Below are 26665 nucleotides of genomic sequence, written 5' to 3' on the forward strand. Positions count from 1 at the left end.
ATGTTTTAGAAGATAGCTTAGAATGGCATCGGATAGCGGTTAAATACGTCAGCGATTTTATCGTTAGCTTCATCGCTTAATTGCACCGAGAAAGCATCGATATTTTCTTTTAACTGCGCCATCGATGTTGCACCAATAATCGTTGAACTCACACCATCTACTTGATCACACCAAGCAAGCGCGAGCTGTGAAGGCGTTAAATTAAAGGCGTTAGCAATTTCAACATATTCAGCAATTGCAGCTTGCGATTGTGCTGTGTCTCTAAATAGGCCATTACGTTGTACTAGCGTCCAGCGGCTACCTTCTGGGCGCGCACCATTTAAGTACTTACCACTTAACATGCCACCACCCAGCGGTGACCATGGTAGGTAAGCAATATCTTCATGAATACATTGCTCAATCAAATACGGCCAATCTTTGGCATGCAACAAACTAAACTCGTTTTGAATTGATACCATACGCGGAAGGTTATGTTGTTCACTTAAACGCAGGTACTGGCTAATGCCCCACGGAGTATCATCAGATAAACCACAGTGTTTAATTTTACCTGCTTTAACACAATCATTCAGACCTTCGAGGATATCTAACATGCCAGCGATATTTTGCTCGGTGTCAGCCTCCGAGAAGCGCACTTTACCTGGCCACTGTTTACCAAAGTGTGGCGAAGTACGATTAGGCCAATGTAACTGGTATAAATCGATAACATCAGTTTGTAAGCGTTTGAGTGAAGCATCAACAGCTTCAACTACTGCCTGGCGAGTAATGTCGCCCGCATCGCGTACCCAAGGCAAACCGTTACCTGCAATTTTAGTGGCAATAACAAGGTTATCGCGTTTGTCTTTGTTACGAGCTAACCAGCTACCGATGATCTGTTCTGTTTTACCATAGGTGTCAGGAGAAGGTGGCACTGCATACATTTCTGCAGTATCGATAAAGTTAACGCCTTTATCTAATGCATAGGCGATTTGTTCATCGGCATCGGCTTGGTTGTTTTGCATACCCCATGTCATGCTACCTAAGCAAACACGAGATACATCAATACCACTTCGACCAAGTGGGCTATAAAGCATAATAGATCCTTGTTAATCGCTAGAATGGGCTTTAAGTGCAGCTAATAACTCATCATTTAACTGCGCTTTTTTACCCGTTTTAAAATTAAACATTACCACTTGTGATGAACCAATGGTTGTTACAGCATCTTGGCTTTCACTAAATACAGTGTAATGCATCATAAAACGATCTTGTTCAATGTCACTAATCTTAACACCAACATGCACCGTATCAGGAAATGTTACCGGGCGTTTATAGCGAGCATTGTTTTCGCTGATCACCGGGCCAACACCTGTTACTTGTAAATCTTTAAGAAAACCTAATTGAGTAAAAAAATCGATACGGGCTGTTTCGAAGTAGCGAAAATACACTACATTGTTGACGTGTTGCAGGGCATCCATTTCACCCCATGCAACATTGATTTTTGTTCTGATAGGGTGTTGTTCTATAAACGATTGCATAGTAAATCTTCATTGATTGTGAGATAACTTAGGTTAGCAATATGCAGCTTTTAGCTCAAGGTAATTAGAAAGCTCAGTATATTGTGCTAGATTTATAAGTTCACGCTTACGTAAAGTGTGCACTGGTTTAACACACATTGAAGGATCTTAATTATGCAGCAACTCACTTTGAAAGCGGCTAAGTGGATCGCTCTTTTCATCCTCCTTGCGCTCGCTCTGCTGTGTTACAGCATGGGCACAATGTCAGGATTCATCGTCTTAATTGGTGTAGGGCTGCTACTTGAGGCGGCATTCTGGCTGTTTGGAGCACGGCTTGTTAGCCGGAAAAAATCATCACAGCAAACAAACGAGCAAACAAGTTAAATTACCTAGCTTGCACATTCGGGTCGTTTAAATAATAATAACTGTATAAATAAACAGTTGTTGTATGTTAGATGAAAAAATTCATTCATATTGATATGGATTGCTTTTATGCGGCCGTTGAAATGCGTGATAACCCAGCCCTTGCCAATGTGCCACTGGCTATAGGCGGAAATAGTCGTCGCGGGGTTCTTTCTACAGCCAATTATATTGCCCGTAAATATGGTGTGCGTTCGGCGATGTCGAACTACCACGCCAAACAATTGTGCCCCGATCTGGTTATCGTGCCGGGACGAATGCAGGTCTATAAAGAAATTTCTACACAAATTCGCGCTATTTTTGCAAAGTACACTGACCTTATTGAGCCGTTATCGTTAGATGAAGCCTACCTAGATGTAACCGACAGTACCGCATGCAAAGGCAGCGCAACACTGATGGCGCAGCAAATTCGCCAAGAAATCTATAACACCACCGGGCTGACAGCCTCCGCAGGTGTTGCTCCGATTAAATTTATTGCCAAAATTGCCAGTGATGAAAACAAGCCAAATGGACAGTTTGTTGTATTGCCAGAGGAGGTTGATGACTTTTTGGCGAGTTTACCGCTTGGTAAAATTCCTGGTGTAGGTAAGGTGACATTAGAAAAGTTGCAACTGAAAGGGCTTTACACTGGGGCTGATGTGCGCGCGAAAGGGGTTAATTGGATGCAGCAACACATTGGTAATTTTGGCGTGTCTTTATACCAAAAATGTGCAGGTGAATACGTTGGCAAAGTGTCAACTGAGCGAGTACGTAAGTCACTTAGTGTTGAGCATACCTATGAATACAACAAAAATAATTTAGACGAATGTTTAAGCCAGTTACCCCGTTTAATGGAGGAATTAACTCGCCGTCTTGATAAACAGCAATTAAGTAACCGCATCAATAAATTATCGGTAAAAGTAAAGTTTGCCAACTTTGTTGTTACCAGTGCCGATCAAAGCCATCACCAATTAGACGAACGCATTTTTTCTGAGTTAATGAGTAAAGCCTATGAGCGAGGTAACAACCAGCCAGTACGCCTGTTAGGGATAGGTGTCGGAATAAAGAGTCAAGCTCACGAGCATTTTCAGCTGAGTATATTAGACTAAAGGTTAACACCTTGGTGCTTGAAAGTTTGTTAGTGTCTAGTTGGGGTGCTAGGCCTATCTAGTTCAACACCTTAGACAACATTATAACTTAATAAGAGAGATGACTATGCAATCGGTCGTAATCGTGCTGCTCGGAATAGTCGGTATGTTGTTCGGATGGTTCTTTTATTCGAAATTCATCGCCGAAAAAATATTTAAAATGGATGATAATTTTGTCACACCTGCTCATGAACTTGAGGATGGTGTGGATTATGTGCCAACCAACAAAGTTGTGTTATGGGGTCACCATTTCACTTCTGTTGCAGGTGCAGCGCCAATTGTTGGCCCTGCGATTGCCGTATATTGGGGCTGGGTGCCTGCGGTACTTTGGGTGGTATTTGGTACTATCTTTTTTGCTGGTGTTCACGACATGGGGGCTCTATGGGCCAGTGCGCGTAACAAAGGCAAATCAATGGGCGCTTTATCTGAAAGCGTAATTGGTAAACGCACCCGTGCGTTATTTATGATTGTGGTGTTTTTAGTACTGCTGATGGTGAATGCGGTATTTGGTGTGGTAATTGCCAAATCATTTGTATCTCAACCTAACGCTGTTTTTCCTGCTTGGTCAGCGATTGTCGTGGCGTTAGTCATTGGTCAGTTGCTACGCCGTAAAGTGTCGTTAATTCCACTTTGTTTAATTGGTGTGGGGATCCTTTATTACACTATTTATCTTGGTAGTAGCATGCCAATTGCATTACCTGATGAAATGTTTGGCTTAAGTGCTAATGCGAACTGGATCATCATCTTATTTATTTATGCGGCAATTGCTTCATTACTCCCTGTATGGATGCTGTTACAGCCACGTGACTTCATCAACGGTATGCAGCTATTAGTGGGATTAGTACTGCTTTATGGTGCGGTATTTATTTCAATGCCTGATATCACAGCGCCTGCTTTCAATACTCAAACGGCGGTAGATACACCAAGTATTATTCCATTGCTATTTGTGACCATAGCCTGTGGTGCGGTATCTGGCTTCCACGGTATTGTCTCTTCAGGTACTAGCTCTAAGCAGCTTAACAAAGAAACTGATGGCCGCTTTGTTGGTTACTTAGGTGCGGTAGGCGAAGGTATGCTTGCGCTTATTACATTGGTTGCAGTAAGTGGTGTTGCACTTGCGGTATCACCAGAAGAATGGCACGAAATTTATAGCCACTTAGGTGCCGGTAGTGTGAGCGCCTTCATTAATGGTGGCGCTAATCTAATTGAAAACGGCTGGGGTATTTCGCAAGAAGTTGCCTCGACATTACTTGCCGTAATGGTGGTATTGTTTGCGGGCACTACGATGGACTCTGGCGTGCGCCTGCAGCGTTATATCATCCAAGAGTGGGGCGATATTTATAATATCAGCATTATTCGTAACGGTATTGTTGCTACACTCATTGCAGTACTTAGCTGTTTATTGCTTGCCTTTGGTGCTGGTGGCGCTGACGGTAGCGGCGGTATGATCATTTGGCCATTATTCGGTTCGACTAACCAAATCCTTGCAAGCTTAACCTTACTGGTTATATCGGTAATGCTTATTAAAGCGAATCGCCCGGCAAAATACACCTTGATCCCAATGAGCTTCGTATTAGTTATGGCGTTCTTTGCTGGGGTTATTAAACTGGGCGAGTACTACCAACAAGGTAACTGGTTACTGGTGACACTTGATTTGTTAGTGCTGGTAGTGAGCGTACTGGTTATGCTTGAAGCTTGGTCTGTGATTGTTAAGCATCGTAAAGACTCAGCACACATTACAGAGCAGTAAACTTAGCTTGCCAGCCATATCGTAAGCTGTCTTACTTGGCTGGCAATAGCGCTCTAAATCAATGATAATAAGGTCCTATGTTTCTAACAGCAGGACCTTTTTTATGGCATACCCTCATGCAGTTGCAGCCCCTCAATTAGCGGATGCAAATCACGATGCATTGATTATTATCGGTGATGATTTTTCTTCTTTAGCAGACGCAAGCTTAAGCCAAGCTATTAGCGCTCAACAAGCCGTAGACGCACGTATTGGTAAACAAGTGACATTACTTGTCATTGACTCTAAACGCGTGATTTTAGCGCCTACAGGCCCTCTAAATCGTGATTATGATGATGTACGTCGTTACTTTGATGCAGCGAAGCAAGGTGTACTAGAAGCCAAAGCATCGGGGAGCACTCAGCCTGCTATTTTACTTGCTAATATAAATCAAGACAGCCGTTACAAGCATGCCCTTGAAGTGGCGTATTTAGGTGCTTGCCAAGCACTGTGGCAACCACTTGAAGCACGTGAGTTCCACGGTCAGGCGATTGAACCAATTAGCCAAATTAGCCTAGTGGGCGCAGATGCAGCGATGGTTAAAGCAGTGAATGCCATTGCTGCGGGTCAATACGCTGCACGTGACTTATGTGGTACCGAGCCTGAGCGTATGGCACCACCTCGTTTTGCAGATTATTGCGTTGAGTTATTTGCAGGTAGCAAAGTGTCTGTAGAAGTGATTTCAGATATCAACACTATCGATAAAGATTACCCAATGATGAGCACAGTAGCGCGCGCATCTTATGCTGTTGAGCGTCATCATCCGCGTGTTGTAAAACTAGAGTATGTTCCTGAAGGCGACGTTGAGCGCACCTTAATGTTTGTTGGTAAAGGTTTAGTTTACGATACCGGTGGTGCTGACCTTAAAGTGGGTGGCTTTATGGCTGGTATGAGCCGTGATAAAGGCGGTGCAGCTTCGGTTGCTGGCTTTATGAAATCAGTGGCTGACTTTGCACCAAAAGGCGTAAAAGTGATTGCTTATTTAGCCGTAGTTCGTAACTCAATTGGTTCTGATTGTTTTGTTCCTGACGAAATCATTACCAGCCGTGAAGGCGTTCGTGTTCGTATCGGTAACACAGATGCAGAAGGCCGTTTAGCAATGGGTGACTTACTAAGCGAAATGAAAGATCGTGCTTTAAACGAAGTAAATCCAGAGCTATTCACTGTTGCAACACTAACAGGCCACGCAGCACGTGCTATGGGTCCTTACAGCGCATATGTTGAAAATGGTCCAGCTCGCGCAGCGAAAATTTCGCGCCAAATTGCTGACTTAGGCGATTTATGGGCAGATGGCGCCGAAGTATCTCGTAGCCGCCGTGAAGATTATGACTTCATTCGTCCTCGCACGTTAGCTGATGATGTATTATCAAGTAATAATGCAGCTTCTGCAGTGACTGCTCGTGGTCACCAGTTCCCAATGGCATTCTTAGCAATTGTTGGTGGTTTAGATAAACATGGCACTGAATCAGCGCAACCATTACCGTATGTTCATATGGACATCGCAGGTAGCGGCGTAGAAGGCGGTGATTGGCAACATGGTAAGCCTACCGCAGCAACAGTAAGCAGCTTATTCGCTCGTTATTGTTTATAAGCTAAAAGCTATAAGTTTTTAGTTTTAAAAGCCCCGCACAGCTGTACGGGGCTTTTTTGTGGCGTTAGTCGAGCTTGAAGCGGTTTACGACATCACTTAACGCTTGTGAGCTTTGCTTTAAGTTTTCACTGGCGTTCGAGAGTCCTTCGGTATTCGACAGTGATTGTTCGGTTGATTGTGAAAGCTCATTAATCCGTAAATTAACCTCATCTGCGGCGCTGGTTTGTTGCTCGGTAGCGCGGGCGATTTGGCTGTTCATATCTTTAATAATAGAGACAAGTCGCTCAATCTCACTCAATGAGCTATTTGCTTCACCTGCTTGTGAAACCGTTTCAGTTGATAACTGTTGGCTTGCCGATACAGCATCAACAGCAGCTTGTGCGCCGGTTTGTAATTTACTGATCATGGCTTGAATTTCGTCAGTGCTTTTACCTGTACGACTTGCTAATGTACGTACTTCGTCAGCTACTACGGCAAAGCCTCGACCTTGCTCGCCAGCACGAGCTGCTTCAATGGCAGCATTGAGTGCCAGTAAGTTGGTCTGCTCAGCAATGCTGCGGATAACATCAAGTACTGAGCCAATGTTGTTACTCTCTGCAGCAAGATCCGCCGTTACCTTACTCACTTGTTCAATATTATGCGACAGTGTCTCAATGGCGGTAATGGTCTTGTTAAGAACCTGCTTGCCCGCTTCGGCATTTTGCGCAGCTTCATTAGCGGCATGCTCAGCTTGATCGGCATTTTGACTAACATCGTGAATTTGATGAGTCATTTGTTCCATTGCGGTTGCTACCTGAGTCGAGCTGTCGTTTTGTAGCTCAATAAAAGAGTGATTTGTTTTACTGGCATCATCAACACTATGGGCAAACTGATTTACTTGCTCGGCATTGTGGGCAACATGTTTCAGTGACTCACGCATTTTTGCGGTGTACAAATTAAAGTAGCGCGATAAACGAGACACTTCATCATTGCCATTTTCATCAAGCTTTTGGGTTAAGTCGCCTTCACCTTGCGAGATGTCTTTCATCATGTCGGCGGCAAGTTGTGTCGGGCGCAAGATGCTATTGGCAATGAGGTAGCTTAGTGCAACTAGTAGGGCAATGATCACTACCGCGATAATAATCACATTGTTACGTAGCGAAGAGAATGCCTCTTCAATAGTATCAATATAGACACCAGAGCCTACAATCCATTGCCATTTATCAAAGCCTTTTACGTAGGCAATTTTATCAACCGGCTCGTCTTTACCTGGCTTTGGCCACTTATAAGGAATAAAACCTTCACCTTGTTTTTTGACGATATTAACCATATCGACAAATAACAACACGCCATCTGGATCTTTACTGCCCGCTAGCGATTTACCATTTAATTCGGGCTTAAACGGGTGCATGACCATAACGGGTTGATAATCGTTGATCCAAAAGTAATTGTTGTTGTCGTAACGAAGTGCTGAAATTGTTTCGAGGGCTGCTTGTTTTGCTTGTTGCTCACTCAGCTTACCTTGCTCAAACAACGCATAGTTATGCTCAATGATAGAGTAAGCAGATTCAACAAGGTTTTGGGTTTTAATGTATTGCTCATGTTTTAGCGAGCTGTATTGCTGCGTTAAACTCGAGACGCTTAAAAATATCAGCCCTATAACGACCACACTCACTAACATGGCGAGGCGCTGAAAAATTGTAAAACGGCGTAAATTCATGTGTGTTCCTTCGTCATGCTTATAGGAGCAATGTATTAAACGTAGCCAAAATAGGTCGAAAATCTAGTTAAATAGTAGAATACATTGAGACAAAAAAAAGGCTGATTTAACAATCAGCCTTTAGTCTAAGTTACCGAAATAAAACGTTATTACTCAACGTTGAAGTGTCGGTTGAAGAAACTGGTGATAGTTTGGTGTAAGTGCGTTTGTACGCTCTTGCCACGTAAACTGTGTTTTGAGCCCGGATAAGTCATCATTTCGAACTGCTTTTCTTGATCTTGCAGTTGTTTAAATAACTTAGTGGCGTGAGTGAATAACACGTTATCATCTGCCATCCCGTGGTAAATCATCAGTGGGCCTTTTAAGCCTTCAGCATATGGGAAAACTGCACTTGCTTCGTAGCCTTTTGCGTTAGTTGCAGGGTGACCTACATAACGCTCAGTGTAGTGAGTGTCGTAAAGTGCCCAATCAGTTACTGGCGCACCAGAAACACCGGCTTTGAAGTAGTCGCCCGCTTTAAACATCGTCATAAGCGCCATGTAACCACCGTAGCTGTGGCCATAAATACCAATACGCTCTGGGTCAACGTAATCAAGGGTGCGTAAGAACTCGACACCTTTAATTTGGTCTGCCACTTCAGCCACACCTAAGTGCTTATAAATCACGTCTTCAAACTTTTTACCACGGTTGTATGAACCACGGTTATCAAGTTGAAAAATAACATAGCCTTGTTGTGCCATGTACTGGAAGTATAAGTTTTTACTACGCCAGCTGTTCGTTACACGCTGAGCATGAGGGCCGCCATAAACGTTAACAATAACTGGGTGCTTTTTACCATCTTGGTAATTAGTTGGCTTGAATAAACGGTAATGCATGATTTGTCCGTCTTCAGCCTTTAACGTGCCGTATTCAGGCGTGATCAAATCAGCTAGGTAAGGCGTTAATGGGTGTGACTTATCTAACTTGTTTTCTTCAAGCCAAGTGATAAATTCGCCATTAATTTTACGTAATGCTGCAGAGCCAGGCTTATTCACTGATGAGCTGTTATCGATAAAGGTTTTGTTATCTTTAGCAATCACCACATTATGGTAAGCACCTAGCTCAGTTACGCGCTTAATTTCACCTTTTTTGAATAGCGGTACACTGTATAGATGGCTCTCAAGAGCTGTGTCTTTACGACCCGCAAAATAAACAATGCCTTTTTTCTCGTCGATACCTTTTAAACTATCAACAACCCATTCGCCTTGGGTGATTTGACGGATCATTTCACCATTTGTGCGATACAAATACAGGTGTTTAAAACCGTCGCGCTCAGATGCCCAAACGAAATGTTTTTTATCGTTTAAGAACTGCAAATCAAAGTGCAGGTTAATCCAAGTATCACTGGTTTCTGTTAGGGCAACGGTTTGTTTTTTAGTGTCGCTATTATAAAAACGTAACTCTAAGTTATGTTGCGAGCGGTCTTGCCACTGATAAGAAAGCGTTTTGTTATCTTTTAACCATTTTGCACGAGCGATATAGATGTCTTGATCGTCGCCTAAATCAACCCAGTCAGTTTTTTGGTTGTTAATGCTCACAACACCTAACTGAATTTTAACGTTGTCGGTACCTGTAAACGGGTAGCGTTGGTTAAAAAGCTTTACTTCATCCGCGTAAATTTCATTACGGATCGCTTCTTTTACTGGGCTTTCATCAACACGGGTATAAGCGATTTTAGACTCATCACCAGACCACCAGTAGCCAGTCATGCGGCCCATTTCTTCTTGCGCAACAAATTCGGCCATGCCGTTTTTAATTACGCCCCCGCCATCTTTACTTAATTGGATTTCTTGACCCGTTTTTAAGTTAAGTGCATATAGGTTTTGCTCACGAATAAACGACACATAGTGGCCTTTGGGTGAGAAACGTGCATCGGTTTCGAATGCTTCTGTGTCAGTAAGTTTTCGACTTTTTGCAGAGGCAAGATCATAGTAGTAAAGGTCGCCATTAAGCGGGAATAAAAGCGCTTTACCATCTTTTGACCATTTATATTCTAAAATCCCTTTACCAAAAATACGCTGGCGTTCACGGCGGGCTTTTTCTTCGTCAGATAAGTTTTCTGGGCCAGAAAATAGTGCTGCAGAGTCAACTAATAAGCGATTTTTGTTATCTTTTAAATTGTATTCCCATAGGTCGTAGCGATTGTAATCATCGGTTTTACCTTGCAGGTAAGTTACACGACTGCCATCTGGAGAGAATTTAAGTTGTACAGGCGCTTTACCTGCTAAGCTTGGATCGTCAAAAATACGTTCAAGAGTGAGTGGTTCAGCGGTCACACTGAATGCTGTTGCCACCACTGGCAAAGCAAGTGAGAGAGATTTAATTTTTTTTAGCACAAGGGTACCTTCGCTCGAATAAAAACTGCCACGATGGTAATGGTAAGCTTAGGCAACTGCAACAAAATGCTATAAAGTAGGAGATGTTTACCCATTATCAAAGGATTTATTGATGAAAAATGCCGATATGCTGTTTTCTTTGGCCCCAGAACTAGCACGAGACTGTATCGAACTTGCTGATTGGCCGTTATGCAAAGTGTTATTGATGAATGACAGCCAGTATCCGTGGTTCATTTTAGTTCCTAGGCAGGCAGGGTTAAGAGAAATCATTGATCTATCAGAAGAGCTGCAAATCGTTTTTTTACAAGAGTCAGCTAAGCTTAGTAAGTTGATTCAACAGGTATTCACACCAGATAAATTGAATGTGGCTGCACTTGGCAACATGGTGCCACAATTACACATTCACCATATCGCGCGCTTTAAATCTGACCCAGCATGGCCTGCGCCTGTGTGGGGCAAGCTCCCAGCCATCCCTTATACTGATGAGCAAATTAAACAGCTAAAAGCACACTTCTAATTGATGTAAAATAGCTAGGATGAACTAGGATAAATAAATGAAAGAATATAAGAGCACCTCGTAATGAAAATGTATATTTTTGTCGTGCTCTTTGCTTTGAGTTCAGCACCTAGCGTTGCGAAAAGTTATTATTTTGTTGGCAGTCATTTTCCATCGATTTTAGAACATAATGAACAAGGCCAGGTGGTTGGCCTTGGTGGCGATATTGCTCACGAAATATGTCGTCGGTTGGGGCATACGCTAGTTATTGATATTATGCCGTTGAAACGTGCCTTGAAGATGGTTGAACAAGGTCATGCTGATGCCATTATTGGCCCATACAAATCCCATTTGCGTGAACAGTACATGCATTATAGTGCTTTACCATTTTACGAAGACCCGATAGTTTTTTACACCAAACCGGATAGTGAGGTTACGTGGGTAGGTAATTTTGCCAGTTTACGAAAAGATACTATTGGGGTTATTCGCGGTTGGAACTATGGTGATGAGTTTAAACGCAATGCATCGAGTTTGTCGCTGTCTGAGGTCGCCAGTGTCAGGGCTAGCTTTTTGCAATTAATGTATGACAGGGTTGATGTTATCCTGACTCATCCTCGTGCTGCGAAACCTGTTATAGATAGTTTAAATATTAAAGATAAAGTGGTTATGCTATCGCCAATCGTGACAGTCAATCAAGGCTATTTTGGTTTTAGTAAAAGTCGTGAACTCGATGAATTTATTAATGCTTTTAATGCTGAGTTTCAAAAAATGTTGATCAACGGGGATATTGTTCGTTTGAACAAAAAGTATGAACTCAGCTTTGTCGCTCATCATTAAAAAACGCTGCATCATGGCAGCGTTTTTTATTTGAGTTTTGCTATTAATTACTGCAAGCGAGCGCCTGCAATAAACTTATAGACCCAATACTTCTTTACCTTGTTTAAAGGTAACATCAACAGGAATGTTTGCTTTACTTAGTTTTTCTAAGTCTTTTGCAAGTTCTGCTTTAATTTCACCATGAGTGGCGATTAATTGATCCACTTTTTGATAATCACCGTCACCTTGAATGGTAAGAATTAAGCGAGACAGTTTTTCCATTGCAAGGCTCATTTTCTCCATGTTAACGCTGTATAGGCCGTCAGCATTTTTAGAGAAAGCACCTTCTTCAGCAAAGAAGTTAAAGCGGATCATGTTCGCTTTACCGTGTGCGCTTGATGCACCAAAACGTACAGAGCGGAAGATACCTGCCATAAAGGTGATGTAGTAATCTTCTAATGTACCATCAGTGATTTCGCCTTTCTTAAGTAATTGCTCAACCATGTAAAGACCTAAGATATCGGCTTTACCTTCTTCAAGTGCGCTTGCATGCTCTTGCAATGATTGGCGAACAGTACCTTTATCGGTAATCGTGTTTTTGATACCTAAACCATGCGCTACTTCATGGAACATTGTGTTGGCAAAGAACGCATCAAAGGTAATGTGTTTACGTTGTTCAGGGACAATCAACTGCTCAGAGATAGGCACTAAGATTTTATCGAATTTAGCACGCATAGCGTTTTTAAGTTGCAGACGACGGGTGCCTTTTTCTAGTTGAACTTGCTCATCATTTGGTAGGTTGATAGCAATTGTTTTACTACCTGCATTAGAGTGGCCAGCATAGTAAACTACATCATACGCGTTCAGATCTGCATCAGAGCCAGGGACCTCTTGTTTGTACTTGTCGTCAACAGGTAAGCCTTTTTGCAGTTCAGGTAGAAACGCCGCAAACTTAGCTAGTCGTTCACTCCAGGCAAGATCTTTAACAAGCACATACGACTCATAGGCTGCACGATAACCGAATAGCTGATCTTCGTAAGTTTCAATCGGACCAATAACCACATCGATTGGGTTATTTTTCATATCCATCCATGCAAAATCAGAAGCTCTAAAGTCATCAGTCACAAGCGCATCTGCGCGCATGCTTAAGTAATTTGCAAATTCTTTATCATCAGCAAGCTGGCTTGCTTCGCGCAGTAAGTTGGCCGCTTTTTCAAGCTCTTGTGCGTATTCTACAGAATAAGCAACGCTATAAAGTAAACCTTTTTCGTCACGCTTAATGACAGAGTAAAGCCCTGTTTTATCATCTAAAATTGCTTTGTTTAGCTCTTCTTTGCTCATATCACGAGGATAAAACTCAGCGCCAGCTGCTTTTTCTTCATAGCCAGATAAAAAGACTTCATCGCCATTTAAGCGATCCCAAGGACCATAGTTGATATCAGCAAATTTTTGTATTTTCTGATCATTAATTTTCGCAAGGAAAGCATCTTTATTCTCACCAAATGCTTGGCGCCAGAATAGCTCATCCATTATTTTTGATGCATCAATTAACTTACCGATCATTTGTTTTTGGTTGTCGCTTAGATGGCTTAAATCTGATGTAAGGGTAAAGTCAGTATAAATATCTAAACGATTGCGATCGATATTAATTAGTTGCGGGTTATTTTCTTTAGCACTTTGCTCCGTTGTAGGTTTCGCTTCTGATGATGTTGCTGGTTGTTCAGAACATGCGCCAAGAAAAACAGCGCCAGATAAGATAAGTGCTTGGCTAATTTTATTTAATGTCATTTTTGCCCGTTCCCGATTTTTTGGTGAGAGTGATTGTTTAGAAAACAAAACGTGCACGCATTAAAGCAAAACTGATGCGTACCTGACAAGTTTACTCTATTTAGGGGTGTATTTAGCCTAAAATTATTAGCGAATAATAAAAAATAGATTATTGCTGTGATTTTCTTAACTTTAGCGCTAAGTTAGTCAATACTAAAACTATAATTAATTTAATAATGTCAGTCAGTAGCTTACCTGTAAAGTGAGCTACCCCAAGAGGATGGCACACATATGTCAACAGAAAATGCATTACTGACCATATTGGTCGATAGAATTAATAACGATACATTAGTACTACCTACATTGCCTGAAGTTGCAGTGAAGGTGAGGCAGGCTGCAGATAATCCAAACGTAAACCTAATGGACATGGCTGATGTTATTTCACACGACCCTGCATTATCAGCGCGAATGATAAAGGTAGCTAATAGTGCATTTATGGGGCGCTCAGTAAAAGTGACCAATTTGCATCAAGCGGTAACACGAATAGGCTTACGACAAATAAAAAACATCGCCACAGCAATGGCGATGGAGCAGCTGTTTGTGTCGCACAATGAGTTGATCAAAGGCTATATGGATAAGGCGTGGCAAAAAACCCTTAAAGTCGCGTGTCACTCAATTACTTTAATGGACTTCTTCTTACGCAGAAATAAGCAAACCTCGCTTAATCGCGACACAATTACTTTGGCGGCACTAGTTTATAACATTGGTGTATTGCCAATTTTAACTGAAGCTGAAAAGCATCCTGAAGTATTCGCAAACCCAAGTTTCCTTGCTCATGCTATCCAAAAGTTGGGCGGTAAAGTAGGTGGTGCAATTATGCGTGCTTGGGGCTTTACTGATGAGTTTGTCGAAGTTGCTGAAAGTTGGGCAAATCCAAACTATCGTCCAGAGCATATATGTTATGTCGACTTCATTCGTATTGGCGCGATATTAGAAGGGATCTTACAGGTTTCTGATAAGTCAGCAGCATTACAAACCTACATGGACAAAGGCGTGATTGAATCTCTTGATATGTTCAACGAAGATGAGTATCACGACATGCTTAATGAAGTAAAAGCAATTTTTACTGAATAACTACAACAAAAAAGCGCGACCAAGTCGCGCTTTTAATATTAACCATTATCTGAGTTAATTTTATAAATCTTCTGCGTCACCTAAGCCTTGGGTCAGATCTTCTAGCAACTGCTTAATTTCTTCTGATGCTAAGATAAAGTCTGCATCAAGTTTTACCGCCATATCTTCTTTTGGAATGTCGGCGTTTTCTTCTTTTAATGTTTCTGAATAGCTTAAGCGCTTAATAGAGCCATCGTTTTGCAGCATGAACTTAACGCGCTCTTGCCAATCAAGAGCAAGCTTAGTTACGCGCTTACCATTTTCTAGGTGAGATTTAACTTCATCACAAGATAGGTCATGGCCTTTTAATTTTACCTGAGCGCCACTGTCATCGGCTTCTTCAAGCTCTGCATCGTTACCGATAGAAAAGCCCTCAGGGGTACTGAAATTAGTTAACCAGTCAGTTAAAAATACATCTAAATCGTAGTTGGCAAATGCGGGTACCACAGGCAGTGTGCCAAGTGATTTACGTAATAAGGCTAAAAGCTCTTCTGCTTTATTAAAGCTTGCGCTGTTAACCACAACCCAGCCATTCTTTTGGTCAATAAATGCAAACTGTAGGCTCGACTTTTTGAACGCTTGAGGCAGTAAAGTATGCAGAATATTTTCTTTTAGTTCGTCTTTTTCTTTTTTCTTTACTGGGCGGTTTTCTTCGGCTTCGATTTGCTCAACTTTTTCTGCCACCATTTCATTGATAACAGCGGCTGGCAGAACTTTTTCTTCACGCTTAGCGCATACTAAAATGCTGTCTTGAGAGAAATGAGACAGAGTTTGACCATGCTTACCGAACGCTTTTGTCCAACCGAAAGTTGAAAGCTCTTGACCTGTACATGAGCGGAATAGGTCTTGCTCTAGGGCTTTGTCGAAGTCTTCTTGAGAGTATGAAACGTCTTGTTTAAAACGGTAACATATAAGGTTACTAAACCACATAATTAGGCTAATCCTTTCAATAAATTTGCCCAATCATAACAATAAAAAACTGATGCCGAAATGAATCATTTCGGCATTAGCTCTAATTGCTTATGAGTTAAACATTGAAAGTGGTTTTGGCATGTTTTTCGGAAAACTAATATGGTAATGCAAGCCTTTGCCTACTTCGCTTGATACTTCAATATCGCCACTGAGCGTCTGCTTAACGAGGTTAAAGGTAATATGCGTGCCCAAGCCACTACCGCCTTGGTCACGTTTAGTGGTAAAGAACGGGTCAAACAGTTTTTCGAGCTGATCTTTCGAAACGCCATTACCGTTGTCTTTAAAGTCGATAACTACTTCGTCGTCTTCATCTTTGATGATTATGTCAATCACGCCACTTTCGATGCCTTCAAAACCATGGATCAGAGAGTTCATAATCAAATTCGTAAAGATCTGACTAATCGCACCGGCTGGTAAATTTAAGGTCAAATCGCTAGGGCAATCTAAATTGATATGATGAGATGTTTTCTTAAGTTTAGGGTGAAGAGAGCGAATGACTTCACCTAAGTACTCTTTAAAGTTGATAGTGCGCACAGCTTCACTAGCTTGGTCTACTGCGATTTGTTTAAAACTCGCAACCAGTTCCGAGGCTCTATCTAAGTTACTCGTCAATAGGCTGGTGCTTTGTTTAGCATCATTAATAAATTCTTCTAACGCTTTTGGCGAGAGTGTTTTGTCTTTATATGCAGCTTCTATTTGATCAAGGCGCTCTTGTAAAAATGAAGTCGCAGTCACGCCAATGCCAATTGGCGTGTTTACATCATGGGTGATACCAGCAACTAGACCACCCAGTGCAGCCATTTTCTCAGAGCCGACTAAACGCTCTTGTGCCATGTTGAGTTCATCAAGGTAACGCTGCAGCTCGTTTTGTTTAGCAATCAGCTCTTGTTCGGTCTGTTTACGTAAATCGATTTCTTCGGTCAGCGTAAGCTTTTGCTTTTCAAGCTCGTATTTTTGTTCTTGTAAGTCCATCATCGCTTGACTCAAATTAGACGTTTTACGAGCTACTTCTTGTTCTAACTGCAAATTGTGTTGATCGAGTTTTTCATTACTGATTAACAACTCTTTTTGTGTGTGCTCGAGCTCTTCACGATAAAGTACAACTTTGTCGATAAGGCGATTGAATGACTCTTCCATTACTTTGAGCTCATTACGCTCGGTGGTTTTCACTTCAATATGACGACCTTCTAAGTCATTGAGCTCTAAATCTTCGATTTGTTCTGTAAATTGTGAAAGAGGCTCTGTGAGTCTTTTTCTAAAGGCAAGTAAGAATAAAAAGATCAAAAAGGTGGTTTTGATCATTGCATTACCAATCAAGAAGTAGATAGAAATCATGATTCGACTAAAAACGACTTCTCGACTTGAGAACAATGTGACATCACCAACTTGAGTCGTTTTACCTGAAAACTCAAAAATCAGTGGAAATGTATAACCGAACAAACCTGAAGGCGTGTCCTCAATAATGGCTTCTTCTTGCACTAACTGTTGGCTGTAAAGTTCATGTATATCTAAAGAACGGCCAAGTTGCGAAAGAACTTCACCACTATCGTCACGAACAATAATGCCTTCAATCATGGGGATTGCTAATAAACCTTCAGCGGTCGTAATAGTCTGTTTATCATTAAGTTCCCAAATAGCTCGGGTTAAACTGCGACTAAAGGTTTTTTGCAGTGTTGTTAGTTCATCGCGAATGTAATCTTTGGTGTTAACGTATTCAGCAATAACCTGTCCACATGTCACTACAAAAGTAAGTAGAAAGTAGACCGATAGTACATTTGTTAATAACTCTTTTGACAGGCTTTTTTGTAGCATGGAATATCCATAGCTCCTTGGTGACATGATTAATACATTCAGCTAGTTCTAAAGTTAGCTAATAAATGCTTAAAAATAAATAAATATATCCTTTTTTACTGGAAGTTTATTAATTGTTACTAATTTCTTAATAAACTTAGCCTTACTGCACTAATAAAAGTGTGTTATAAATTTGTACCGTATTTAATTTTAGACTTTTTTTACGTTGTAATTGTGACAACGAAGATTTTATTTCATGGATAATCTTAATTTTACCGTGCTGGTCTGTGATGACTCTACAATAGCCAGAAAACAGGTTGTGCGCTGTTTAGATGATTGTCTCAGTGCTGATATTCAACAAGCCTCAAATGGTCGAGAAGCGCTTGCCTTGTTAAGAGAGCAAAGTTTTGACTTGCTGTGCCTAGATTTAACAATGCCAGAAATCGATGGGATCGAAGTGCTCGAATCAATCAAGGCAGAAAAAATAGAATGCTTTGTTATCGTTATTTCGGCTGATATTCAAGCAGAAATGAAGCAAAGAGTAGTAAAGTTGGGTGCAATTGACTTCATTGATAAACCGATAGATATTGTGCGCTTAAAAGCTACTTTGCATAAATTTGGTATTCGTTAACTTTTAAAATTATTTAAATGCATAATTTATCTTTTTTTAAGGGTTGACATCTTGGCTGTTTTTAAGGCAGTCTACAGACTATGAAAACATTTAATCACGCAACGACCATTATTATTACAACCATCATCCTTACGGGATAGTGGCATAGGTCGGTGCAACAAAATTATAGGCCTGTGTTCACTAGAACACAGGCCTTTTTCGTTTATGGAATGAGGAAACATAAATAATGCGAGTATTAAAATTTGGTGGGTCGTCCTTGGCCGACTACGCATGTTTGCAACAGGTAGCTCAGTTAGTCAAAGAAGAACTGAAAGATGAAATGTTATTAGTGCTATCTGCACCGGGTGGCATGACAGACTCTTTGGTTGCATTGGCAAGTACAGCTGAACAAGGTCAAGACTTTAGTGAGCAGTGGCAGAATTTAATCAATCGCTGTGAGCAGCTAAAATCGGCGGTAGAAGCAGACTATGGTCAAGTAGCAAACTGGCCAGACTTAAGTGAGTTAAAAAATAAGCTTGATGGAGTGGCGCTATTAAAATGTTGTCCAGATCAAGTACGCGCTTATGTAATTAGCTTTGGTGAGCGTATTAGTGTTGCTCTAATGGAATGTATGCTCAAACAAAGCAATGCACGTTATTTAGAAGCAACAGAATGTATTGCTTCAGTGGGTGGCTACATTGATGCAGAGGCTGACCTTAATGTAAGCAAATTACGTTTTCAAGAAGCGTTAAAAGCTGCCCCAAGCACTATTTATATTATGCCGGGCTTTACTGCTGCGAATGAGCAAGGTGAATTGACTACTCTTGGTCGTAATGGCTCTGATTATTCTGCTGCAATAGCTGCGGCGTGTTTAGACGCTGATGTATGCCAAATCTGGACTGACGTTGATGGTGTTTACAACGCAGATCCGCGTTATATTAAAAAAGCTTCTAAAGTTGATTCGCTATCTTATAAAGAAGCGATGGAGCTTTCTTATTTTGGTGCGAAAGTATTGCACCCGAAAACGATTTTACCTTGTGCCAAAGCGGGTGTGCCGTGCGAGATTAAAAATACTCATAACCCACGTGCCGAAGGTTCTGTGATCAGTAACGACAGTGTATCTAACGAGCCAGTTAAAGCGTTATCAAGTTTACAAAACCTCGCTATGTTGACGGTGTCAGGGCCTGGTATGAAGGGTAAAGTGGGGATGGCATCAAAAGTATTTAATGCCTTGGCTCATGACAATGTCTCAATCGTATTAATTACTCAATCTTCGTGTGAATTTAGTATCAGCTTTTGTGTGCATGAGAGTGATTTATCGTTAGCTCTTGAAGCACTGCAAACAGCCTTTGAATTAGAATCGCAAGCTGGTTTAATCGAGCCAGTACAAGTACAACGTAACCTTGCAATTGTCACTTTAGTGGGTGATAACATGCGTGCTCACAAAGGTTTAGCGGCCAAGTTCTTTGCTTCATTAGCTCAAGCACAAGTGAATATTGTAGCTATTGCACAAGATTCAACTGAAAGTGCTATTTCAGCAGTGATTGACGGTGAGCTATGCAACGACGCAGTAAAAGTGTGTCACGAGAACTTCTTTACTCACATCCCATCAATCGACGTGTTTTTACTTGGTTGTGGTTTAGTTGGGCAAGAGCTTATCCAGCAATTAGAGCGTCAACAAGCGTGGCTCGAAAAGCGTAATATCAAGCTTAATTTATACGGTGTTGCGAATTCAAAACAGTTATACCTAGACAGTGAAGGTATCGCTTTTGATGGTTGGCAGGATAAACTCGCAGCCTCTGAACAAGGCTTCGACCTTAATTTAGTTGAGCAATTTGTAAAACAAAACCACCTTATTAATCCTGTAATTGTTGATTGTAGCTCAGCCGATAAACTTGCTGCGCAATATGTTGATTTCTTAAATGCAGGTTTCCATGTGGTTGCGGCAAACAAAAAAGCCAATACTAGCTCGTATGCGTACTACCAAGATTTAGTTGCAGCGACACAAAAGAATAACCGTAAGTTTTTATACGAAACAAACGTAGGTGCAGGCTTACCGGTACTTGATAATCTCAAATCATTATTTGGTGCAGGTGACGAACTAATTAAGTTCAGCGGTATTCTATCGGGCTCATTATCGTATATGTTTGGTGCGCTTCAGGATGGTTTATCACTTAGCGAAGCAACATTAAAAGCGAAAGAAAGTGGTTTTACTGAGCCAGACCCGCGTGATGACTTATCGGGCACAGATGTAGCCCGCAAGCTGTTGATTATCGCTCGTGAATCAGGTCTTGAGTTAGAACTGAGCGATATCGAAGTAGAGTCTGTATTACCAAAAGGGTTTGCAGAAGGCGACTCTGTTGATGAGTTTATGGCGAAGCTACCTAGTCTAGATGCTGAATTTAACGACCGCATTCAAAGTGCAGCCAGTGAAGGTAAAGTTCTACGTTATGTAGGCACAATTGAAAATGGTCATTGTAAAGTCGGTATTGAGGCTGTCGATAGCAGTCACGCACTTTATGATATTCGCGATGGTGAAAATGCATTAGCAATTTTAAGTCAATACTATCAACCACGTCCGTTCGTGATTCGTGGCTATGGTGCTGGTGCTGAAGTAACAGCAGCAGGTGTATTTGCTGACATCCTCAAAACATTAACACGATAGGAGCAGGTTATGATCCGTGTATATGCACCTGCTTCTATCGGCAATTTTGCAGTTGGGTTTGACGCATTAGGCGCTGCTTTAGCGCCCATCGATGGCACTTTATTGGGTGATGTAGTTGAAGTAAGTCCTGCTGAGCAAGACACTTTTGTATGCTCTGGCGACTATGCCCATAAACTGCCTGCCAATGCAGAAGAAAACCTAGCATATCAATGTTTAATTCACTTTAAAGAACACGTTGCGCCTGCTATGCCAGCGGTAAAACTTGAACTTAAAAAGAATCTACCTATTGGCTCTGGGTTAGGTTCAAGTGCTTGCTCTGTGGTGGCAGCCTTTGCAGCCCTTGATAAATTTGCACAAACCAATTTATCACAAGAGCAACTCATCGAATTGATGGCTGATTTTGAAGCTATGGTTAGTGGCGGCCGTCATTACGATAACATCACACCATGCTACTTAGGTGGCTTGCAATTAACTGGCGAACTCATTCCCAATAAATCAATTTCGTTACCTGTTGATAATCAATGGTATTACGTGGCGGCTTTTCCTGGCTTTTCGCTAAATACCGCAAAAGCACGCTCAGTACTGCCAAAACAATTATCAATGCATGACAGTGTTGAATTTGCACAACGTCTTTCGGCTTTTAGCAGTTTACTGCTAACGGGACGCTTTGATGCTGCGCTATCAATCATGACTGATGAAATAGCTGAGCCGCATCGAGCACCCCTTATCCAAGGTTTTGCCGAAGCGAAACAAGCATTACCAGAGCTTGGTGCCGAAATCGTCAGTATTTCGGGTGCAGGCCCAACATTATTTACCGTGTGTAAAAGTTTAGATGCTGCAGAAAAATGCGCAGCTTGGCTGAACGATAATTACATTAATGAGCAGGGTTTCAGCCACATCTGTCAACTCGATCAGCTTGGCACACGAGAGCTTTAAAGAATTTAAGGAAACAACATGCAATTACATAATTTAAAAGATGAATCACAACAGGTGTCGTTTGTTGAAGCGGTAAAAACGGGATTAGGGCGTAATCAAGGTGTCTTTTTTCCTGATAGCTTAACGCCTATCAAAGATGTTGATGCGCTACTTGATTTGGACTTTGTTAGCCGTAGCAGCAAAATTTTATCACACCTGATTGGTGATGAGCTGCCTGCCGATACTGTTGCACAGATGGTGCAAAATGCGTTTAACTTTGATGTGAAATTGGTTGAAGTTGAAAAAGACATGTATTGCTTAGAGCTTTTTCATGGTCCAACGCTTGCCTTTAAGGACTTTGGTGGTCGTTTTATGGCTGAGTGTTTGGCGCAGTTTAACCAAGGCGAAAAAGTAACGATTTTAACGGCAACATCGGGTGATACAGGAGCTGCCGTTGCCCATGCGTTTTATAACAAGCCAAATATTGATGTAGTTATTCTGTATCCGAAAGGTAAAATTTCATTAGCTCAGCAAAAACTGTTCACCACACTTGGCAATAACATTCACTGCTATGCAGTTGATGGTAGTTTTGATGACTGTCAAGGCATGGTCAAAAATGCGTTTTTAGACGATGAAGTAAAACAAAAACTTGGCCTTAACTCAGCTAACTCGATCAATATCAGTCGCTTGGTCGCTCAAGTGTGTTATTACTTTGAAGCAATAGCCCAGTTGCCAAAAGAAAAGCGTAGCAAGGCACATATCTCAGTACCAAGTGGTAACTTTGGTAATGTGTGCGCTGCGATGATTGGTGCAGTACTTGGTATGCCTGTCGCAAAATTGAGTGCAACAACCAATCAAAATGACACTGTGCCACGTTTTTTACAAAACAAAGAGTGGGCACCTAACGAAACGCTTGAGTCATTATCGAACGCAATGGATGTGAGTAAACCGAATAACTGGCCTCGTGTTCAATTTATGTTAGATAATAATTGGTTTAGCTATGATGACTTTTACTCAAGTTGTGTTGGCGAAGAAGAAACCAAAGAAGTGATGAAAAAAATTCATCAAACGGGTTATATCGCAGAACCTCATACAGCGATTGCTTACCAAGGCTTAAAAGAAAATTTAGCAGATGGCAGTGCCGGTATATTTTTAGCAACGGCACATCCTGCTAAATTTAAAGAAAGTGTTGAAGATATTTTAGGTATTGAGTTAGCAATGCCTAAGCCTCTAGCAGATGCTCTTGCTAAGCCTTGTTTGGCAGAAGACATCAAGCATGATTATCAACTATTGAGAACAGAGCTTTTAAATAAACTAGCTTAAAGTAATTAAAAGAGCGGCATTGCCGCTCTTTTTAATGTGATAATGAATGGCTGTGGCGGTTCAATAATCGCATTGCAATTATCACTAACGCACTAAAACATAGCAAAGCGCAGCTTAATAAGATGATCTCGTTTTGCGTCCATTGTGTTAAAGTCAGAGCACTAATGAATAAAATAAAGGGTTTAAATTCATAGTAATAGCGCGCTCTTCTTTGTTTAATTCGCTGACTTTTTTGATCTCGTCTTCGTGCTTCTGAGCGCATTCGCCATATGTTTGCACCCAGCAAAAATAACACAATACCAATGAGTGTGTAGAGCAGCTCATGAGGTATGACGATACAGGCAATACCTAAAAACAAATAGCAGTAGGGAACAAGTTCATAAATGGGCTTGGCTAACATTGACTCAAAACATCCTTGATCTGGGTTTGTATTACAAGCTTAGTTTCATTGTGCCCATATGCAAACGCATGATGAACTTTTTACGCTAAATCATATTTTAAAAATATATGTAATGTTTTAAATTTATAAATTTTTATTATGTATCAATAAAAAAATATCATTATTAAAACACTGTGAAATAAATTCAATCCCTGTTTAAATATGTTCATCTTTACAAGATAGGCAAAAGTGCGTTTTAAGCGTACAATATAGCCTTCAAAAAATACCATACACGTTGCCTTAGGAGACCCCATGTTAGAACGTAGCATGAATATTTCGGATTTCGATCCAGAGTTATTTGCAGCCATCACTAAAGAGACGGCTCGTCAAGAAGAGCACATCGAACTGATCGCGTCTGAAAACTACTGTAGCCCACGCGTACTTGAAGCGCAGGGTTCTCAGCTTACCAACAAATATGCTGAAGGTTACCCAGGCAAACGTTACTATGGCGGTTGTGAACATGTTGATGTTGTTGAGCAGCTAGCAATTGACCGTGCTAATGAATTATTCGGTACTGATTACGCTAACGTTCAACCGCATGCGGGTTCACAAGCAAACGCAGCTGTTTTCCAAGCACTTCTTCAGCCGCATGATACAGTACTAGGTATGAGCTTAGCTCATGGTGGTCACTTAACTCACGGTTCACACGTTAACTTTTCTGGTAAAACGTACAATGCAATTCAATACGGCCTAAATGACGAAACAGGCGAAATTGATTACGCTCAAGTTGAAGCGCTAGCATTAGAGCACAAACCAAAAATGATCATCGCTGGTTTCTCAGCATACTCAGGTATCGTTGATTGGGCTAAATTCCGTGAAATCGCTGACAAAGTTGGTGCCTACTTATTCGTAGATATGGCTCACGTTGCTGGTCTTATCGCAGCGGGTGTATACCCAAGCCCAATCCCTCACGCACACGTTGTTACTACGACAACTCACAAAACATTAGCGGGCCCTCGTGGCGGTCTAATCGTTTCTGCATGTGGTGATGAAGAAATCTACAAAAAGCTAAACAGCGCAGTATTCCCTGGCGGTCAAGGTGGTCCTTTATGCCACATCATCGCTGCTAAAGCAGTTGCTTTCAAAGAAGCATTACAACCAGAATTTAAAGCGTACCAAGCTCAAGTGGTAAAGAACGCTCAAGCTATGGTTGAAGTTCTTCAAGAGCGTGGCTACAAAGTTGTTTCTGGTAAAACAGACAACCACTTATTCCTTCTTGACCTAATCGATAAAGATATCACAGGTAAAGATGCTGACGCTGCACTAGGTAACGCTAACATCACTGTAAACAAGAACTCAGTTCCGAATGACCCACGTTCACCGTTCGTAACGTCTGGTCTTCGTATTGGTTCTCCGGCTATTACTCGCCGTGGTTTCAAAGAAGCAGAGTCAAAAGAGCTTGCTGGCTGGATCTGTGACGTACTAGACAACATCACTGATGAGTCTGTACAAGCTGAAGTAAAAGAGAAAGTTAAAGCTATCTGTAAAAAATTACCAGTTTACGCTTAATTATTGGTTGAACCGTAATTAAGATAACAATAGCGTTGTTTTTTGCTATTATAAAGGCCGCTTAATAAGCGGCCTTTTTTGTTTTTAATAAACGGAAGCTGAACTCTATGCATTGTCCTTTTTGCACCGCAAAAGATACTAAAGTAATTGATTCTCGACTTGTTGGCGGCGGCCACCAGGTTAGGCGTCGACGTGAATGTAATGAATGTCACGAACGTTTTACCACCTTTGAAGGCGCAGAACTTGTGATGCCAAGAGTCATAAAGCAAGACGGTAGTCGTGAACCATTTAATGAAGACAAATTACTCAATGGCTTGCATCGTGCGCTAGAAAAACGCCCTGTCAGCACAGAGCAGGTCGATGAAGTGGTCAACATTATTAAATCTCAGCTTCGTGCCACGGGTGAACGTGAAATTTCTAGCCATTTAATTGGTGAGTGCATTATGGAGTCACTAAAAAAACTAGATAAAGTGGCTTATGTTCGCTTTGCATCAGTTTACCGTTCTTTTGAAGATATTCGCGAGTTTGGTGAAGAAATCGCTCGTTTAGGTGATTAACTATGTCATTCACAGAACTTGATACGGCTTATATGGCACGTGCCATAGAGCTTGCTAAACAAGGTCGTTTTACTACAACACCAAACCCTAATGTTGGCTGTGTACTGGTTAAAGATGGCGAAATAGTCGGTGAAGGATTTCATCAACTAGCAGGGCAGGGCCATGCTGAAGTTAATGCTCTGGCAGTGGCTGGCGACAATGCAAAAGGTGCCACCGCATATGTGACTTTAGAACCTTGTAGTCATTATGGACGCACACCGCCTTGTGCCGAAGGTTTAAAAGCTGCGGGTGTTAGCAAAGTTATAGCTGCCATGGTCGACCCAAACCCAGCGGTGAGTGGTCGCGGTCTACAGATTTTAGCTGATGCAGGTATCGCTGTAGCATCAGGTTTACTTGAACAACAAGCGCGCGATTTAAACAAAGGCTTTTTAAAGCGCATGGAAACTGGGTTGCCATATGTGATTTGTAAAATGGCTTGCAGTTTAGACGGTAAAACTGCGCTAAATAATGGCCAAAGTAAGTGGATTACAGGGCCTAAAGCGCGCCAAGATGTGCAAGCATTTCGTGCCCAAAGTTGCGTGGTACTCACTGGTGCAGATACGGTTATGACCGATAATGCCAAACTTAATGTACGCATTGATGAGCTGCCATTTGATATGCCAACGTCACTGCCTTTGCGTCAACCTACCCGTGTGATTATTGATTCACAAAATAGGTTAACGCCTGAACTTGCATTATTTAGCATTGAAAGTCCGGTGATTATTTTCACTACATCGCTTGATAAACAGTATCAATGGCCTCACTTTGTTAAACACGAAGTTGTACCAGCAGTTAATAATAAAGTTGATTTATCAGCGGTTTTAAAGCGTCTTGCTGAGCTGCAATTTAACCATATTTGGCTCGAAGCAGGTGCGACCCTTGCCGGTGCATTTGCTGAGCAAGATTTAATTGATGAATACATTGTTTATATTGCCCCTAAGTTAATAGGTGATATGGGCAAAAGCTTACTAAACTTTGCAGAAGTTACCATGATGAGTGATATCACTGAACTGACCTTTACTGATACAGTGATGATTGGCGACGATATTCGCTTAACAGCGACAAAAGCAAAGCAAGCCACACACATTGAAAATAAAGAGTAGCA

The 26665-nt window shown here is 41.5% G+C and carries 22 protein-coding genes; 14 read left to right on the top strand and 8 right to left on the bottom strand.

Annotated elements, in window-relative coordinates; translation table 11 throughout:
* Positions 1–17 precede the first annotated feature (17 nt).
* Positions 18–1070, bottom strand: a complete 1053-nt coding sequence (locus NH454_RS07230) for an aldo/keto reductase (protein ID WP_253038640.1) — start codon at positions 1068–1070, stop codon at positions 18–20.
* A gap of 12 nt (positions 1071–1082) precedes the next feature.
* Positions 1083–1511: a thioesterase family protein gene (locus tag NH454_RS07235; RefSeq protein WP_135923665.1), complete on the bottom strand. Its 429-nt coding sequence runs from the start codon at positions 1509–1511 to the stop codon at positions 1083–1085.
* A 153-nt stretch (positions 1512–1664) separates the two neighbouring features.
* Between NH454_RS07235 and NH454_RS07240 the strand changes: the two genes are divergently transcribed.
* The 4 genes from NH454_RS07240 to NH454_RS07255 all read left to right on the top strand — a co-directional run bounded on the left by NH454_RS07240 (position 1665) and on the right by NH454_RS07255 (position 6414).
* Positions 1665–1874, top strand: a complete 210-nt coding sequence (locus NH454_RS07240; RefSeq protein ID WP_135923666.1) for a hypothetical protein — start codon at positions 1665–1667, stop codon at positions 1872–1874.
* 71 nt (positions 1875–1945) lie between these two features.
* Entirely contained in the window at positions 1946–2998 is a 1053-nt protein-coding gene (gene dinB, locus NH454_RS07245) for a DNA polymerase IV (protein ID WP_199526866.1), read from the top strand.
* Positions 2999–3104: 106 nt separating this feature from the next.
* Entirely contained in the window at positions 3105–4787 is a 1683-nt protein-coding gene (locus NH454_RS07250; RefSeq protein ID WP_135923668.1) for a carbon starvation protein A, read from the top strand.
* Between the two features lie 103 nt (positions 4788–4890).
* A complete protein-coding gene (locus tag NH454_RS07255) occupies positions 4891–6414 on the top strand; it encodes a leucyl aminopeptidase family protein (protein ID WP_253038642.1) in 1524 nt (507 codons plus the stop codon).
* A 64-nt stretch (positions 6415–6478) separates the two neighbouring features.
* On the opposite strand, the gene NH454_RS07260 is transcribed toward NH454_RS07255, so the two are convergent.
* Positions 6479–8113 carry a methyl-accepting chemotaxis protein gene (locus tag NH454_RS07260; RefSeq protein WP_235381833.1) on the bottom strand — a complete coding sequence of 545 codons (1635 nt, stop codon included), beginning with the start codon at positions 8111–8113 and terminating at the stop codon, positions 6479–6481.
* A gap of 149 nt (positions 8114–8262) precedes the next feature.
* Positions 8263–10488 (bottom strand): S9 family peptidase, encoded by a 2226-nt coding sequence (locus tag NH454_RS07265; RefSeq protein ID WP_253038644.1) that lies wholly within the window; start codon positions 10486–10488, stop codon positions 8263–8265.
* Between the two features lie 112 nt (positions 10489–10600).
* On the opposite strand from NH454_RS07265, the gene NH454_RS07270 reads away from it, so the two are divergent.
* Together NH454_RS07270 and NH454_RS07275 are read left to right on the top strand one after the other, a co-directional pair.
* Positions 10601–11005 (top strand): HIT domain-containing protein, encoded by a 405-nt coding sequence (locus NH454_RS07270; RefSeq protein WP_135923675.1) that lies wholly within the window; start codon positions 10601–10603, stop codon positions 11003–11005.
* A 63-nt stretch (positions 11006–11068) separates the two neighbouring features.
* Positions 11069–11821, top strand: coding sequence for a transporter substrate-binding domain-containing protein (locus NH454_RS07275; protein ID WP_235381837.1), 753 nt, complete (start codon positions 11069–11071; stop codon positions 11819–11821).
* Positions 11822–11896: 75 nt separating this feature from the next.
* On the opposite strand, the gene NH454_RS07280 is transcribed toward NH454_RS07275, so the two are convergent.
* Complete coding sequence (locus NH454_RS07280) at positions 11897–13588, bottom strand: Zn-dependent hydrolase (protein ID WP_135923677.1); 1692 nt, start codon at positions 13586–13588, stop codon at positions 11897–11899.
* Between the two features lie 270 nt (positions 13589–13858).
* Between NH454_RS07280 and NH454_RS07285 the strand changes: the two genes are divergently transcribed.
* A complete protein-coding gene (locus NH454_RS07285) occupies positions 13859–14701 on the top strand; it encodes an HDOD domain-containing protein (protein WP_135923678.1) in 843 nt (280 codons plus the stop codon).
* 60 nt (positions 14702–14761) lie between these two features.
* Here NH454_RS07285 and rdgC read toward each other — a convergent pair whose 3' ends face one another.
* Both rdgC and NH454_RS07295 read right to left on the bottom strand, forming a co-directional pair.
* Complete coding sequence (rdgC, locus tag NH454_RS07290) at positions 14762–15670, bottom strand: recombination-associated protein RdgC (protein WP_135923679.1); 909 nt, start codon at positions 15668–15670, stop codon at positions 14762–14764.
* A 90-nt stretch (positions 15671–15760) separates the two neighbouring features.
* On the bottom strand, positions 15761–17524 hold the full coding sequence (locus tag NH454_RS07295; protein ID WP_135923680.1) for a HAMP domain-containing sensor histidine kinase: 1764 nt from the start codon (positions 17522–17524) through the stop codon (positions 15761–15763).
* Positions 17525–17759: 235 nt separating this feature from the next.
* Between NH454_RS07295 and NH454_RS07300 the strand changes: the two genes are divergently transcribed.
* The 4 genes from NH454_RS07300 to thrC all read left to right on the top strand — a co-directional run bounded on the left by NH454_RS07300 (position 17760) and on the right by thrC (position 23016).
* Positions 17760–18134, top strand: a complete 375-nt coding sequence (locus NH454_RS07300) for a response regulator (protein ID WP_199526873.1) — start codon at positions 17760–17762, stop codon at positions 18132–18134.
* Positions 18135–18360: 226 nt separating this feature from the next.
* The gene (gene thrA / locus NH454_RS07305; RefSeq protein WP_135923682.1) at positions 18361–20778 is read left to right on the top strand and encodes a bifunctional aspartate kinase/homoserine dehydrogenase I; all 2418 of its coding nucleotides are present in this window, start codon (positions 18361–18363) and stop codon (positions 20776–20778) included.
* 9 nt (positions 20779–20787) lie between these two features.
* Entirely contained in the window at positions 20788–21714 is a 927-nt protein-coding gene (gene thrB / locus NH454_RS07310; RefSeq protein ID WP_135923683.1) for a homoserine kinase, read from the top strand.
* An 18-nt stretch (positions 21715–21732) separates the two neighbouring features.
* Complete coding sequence (gene thrC, locus NH454_RS07315; protein WP_235381839.1) at positions 21733–23016, top strand: threonine synthase; 1284 nt, start codon at positions 21733–21735, stop codon at positions 23014–23016.
* Between the two features lie 31 nt (positions 23017–23047).
* Here thrC and NH454_RS07320 read toward each other — a convergent pair whose 3' ends face one another.
* A complete protein-coding gene (locus tag NH454_RS07320; protein WP_135923685.1) occupies positions 23048–23416 on the bottom strand; it encodes a hypothetical protein in 369 nt (122 codons plus the stop codon).
* Positions 23417–23707: 291 nt separating this feature from the next.
* Here NH454_RS07320 and glyA point away from each other — a divergent pair, with 291 nt between their 5' ends.
* The 3 genes from glyA (at position 23708) to ribD (ending at position 26663) form a co-directional block, all read left to right on the top strand.
* Positions 23708–24964 carry a serine hydroxymethyltransferase gene (gene glyA / locus NH454_RS07325; RefSeq protein ID WP_253038646.1) on the top strand — a complete coding sequence of 419 codons (1257 nt, stop codon included), beginning with the start codon at positions 23708–23710 and terminating at the stop codon, positions 24962–24964.
* A gap of 107 nt (positions 24965–25071) precedes the next feature.
* Positions 25072–25521 (top strand): transcriptional regulator NrdR, encoded by a 450-nt coding sequence (gene nrdR, locus NH454_RS07330; protein WP_054552576.1) that lies wholly within the window; start codon positions 25072–25074, stop codon positions 25519–25521.
* Positions 25522–25523: 2 nt separating this feature from the next.
* Complete coding sequence (ribD, locus tag NH454_RS07335; RefSeq protein WP_235381840.1) at positions 25524–26663, top strand: bifunctional diaminohydroxyphosphoribosylaminopyrimidine deaminase/5-amino-6-(5-phosphoribosylamino)uracil reductase RibD; 1140 nt, start codon at positions 25524–25526, stop codon at positions 26661–26663.
* Positions 26664–26665 lie beyond the last annotated feature (2 nt).

The organism is Pseudoalteromonas sp. Ps84H-4, assembly GCF_024124645.1.
GTDB lineage: Bacteria > Pseudomonadota > Gammaproteobacteria > Enterobacterales > Alteromonadaceae > Pseudoalteromonas > Pseudoalteromonas lipolytica_C.

Coding starts and splice junctions, on each gene's coding strand:
- NH454_RS07235 (WP_135923665.1), bottom strand. CDS start 1,511: ATGCAATCGTTTATAGAACAACACCCTATCAGAACAAAAATCAATGTT.
- rdgC (WP_135923679.1), bottom strand. CDS start 15,670: ATGTGGTTTAGTAACCTTATATGTTACCGTTTTAAACAAGACGTTTCA.
- NH454_RS07255 (WP_253038642.1), top strand. CDS start 4,891: ATGGCATACCCTCATGCAGTTGCAGCCCCTCAATTAGCGGATGCAAAT.
- thrA (WP_135923682.1), top strand. CDS start 18,361: ATGCGAGTATTAAAATTTGGTGGGTCGTCCTTGGCCGACTACGCATGT.
- NH454_RS07275 (WP_235381837.1), top strand. CDS start 11,069: ATGAAAATGTATATTTTTGTCGTGCTCTTTGCTTTGAGTTCAGCACCT.
- NH454_RS07300 (WP_199526873.1), top strand. CDS start 17,760: ATGGATAATCTTAATTTTACCGTGCTGGTCTGTGATGACTCTACAATA.
- ribD (WP_235381840.1), top strand. CDS start 25,524: ATGTCATTCACAGAACTTGATACGGCTTATATGGCACGTGCCATAGAG.
- NH454_RS07280 (WP_135923677.1), bottom strand. CDS start 13,588: ATGACATTAAATAAAATTAGCCAAGCACTTATCTTATCTGGCGCTGTT.
- NH454_RS07285 (WP_135923678.1), top strand. CDS start 13,859: ATGTCAACAGAAAATGCATTACTGACCATATTGGTCGATAGAATTAAT.
- NH454_RS07250 (WP_135923668.1), top strand. CDS start 3,105: ATGCAATCGGTCGTAATCGTGCTGCTCGGAATAGTCGGTATGTTGTTC.
- thrB (WP_135923683.1), top strand. CDS start 20,788: ATGATCCGTGTATATGCACCTGCTTCTATCGGCAATTTTGCAGTTGGG.
- dinB (WP_199526866.1), top strand. CDS start 1,946: ATGAAAAAATTCATTCATATTGATATGGATTGCTTTTATGCGGCCGTT.
- NH454_RS07240 (WP_135923666.1), top strand. CDS start 1,665: ATGCAGCAACTCACTTTGAAAGCGGCTAAGTGGATCGCTCTTTTCATC.
- NH454_RS07230 (WP_253038640.1), bottom strand. CDS start 1,070: ATGCTTTATAGCCCACTTGGTCGAAGTGGTATTGATGTATCTCGTGTT.
- nrdR (WP_054552576.1), top strand. CDS start 25,072: ATGCATTGTCCTTTTTGCACCGCAAAAGATACTAAAGTAATTGATTCT.
- NH454_RS07320 (WP_135923685.1), bottom strand. CDS start 23,416: ATGTTAGCCAAGCCCATTTATGAACTTGTTCCCTACTGCTATTTGTTT.
- thrC (WP_235381839.1), top strand. CDS start 21,733: ATGCAATTACATAATTTAAAAGATGAATCACAACAGGTGTCGTTTGTT.
- glyA (WP_253038646.1), top strand. CDS start 23,708: ATGTTAGAACGTAGCATGAATATTTCGGATTTCGATCCAGAGTTATTT.
- NH454_RS07295 (WP_135923680.1), bottom strand. CDS start 17,524: ATGCTACAAAAAAGCCTGTCAAAAGAGTTATTAACAAATGTACTATCG.
- NH454_RS07260 (WP_235381833.1), bottom strand. CDS start 8,113: ATGAATTTACGCCGTTTTACAATTTTTCAGCGCCTCGCCATGTTAGTG.
- NH454_RS07270 (WP_135923675.1), top strand. CDS start 10,601: ATGAAAAATGCCGATATGCTGTTTTCTTTGGCCCCAGAACTAGCACGA.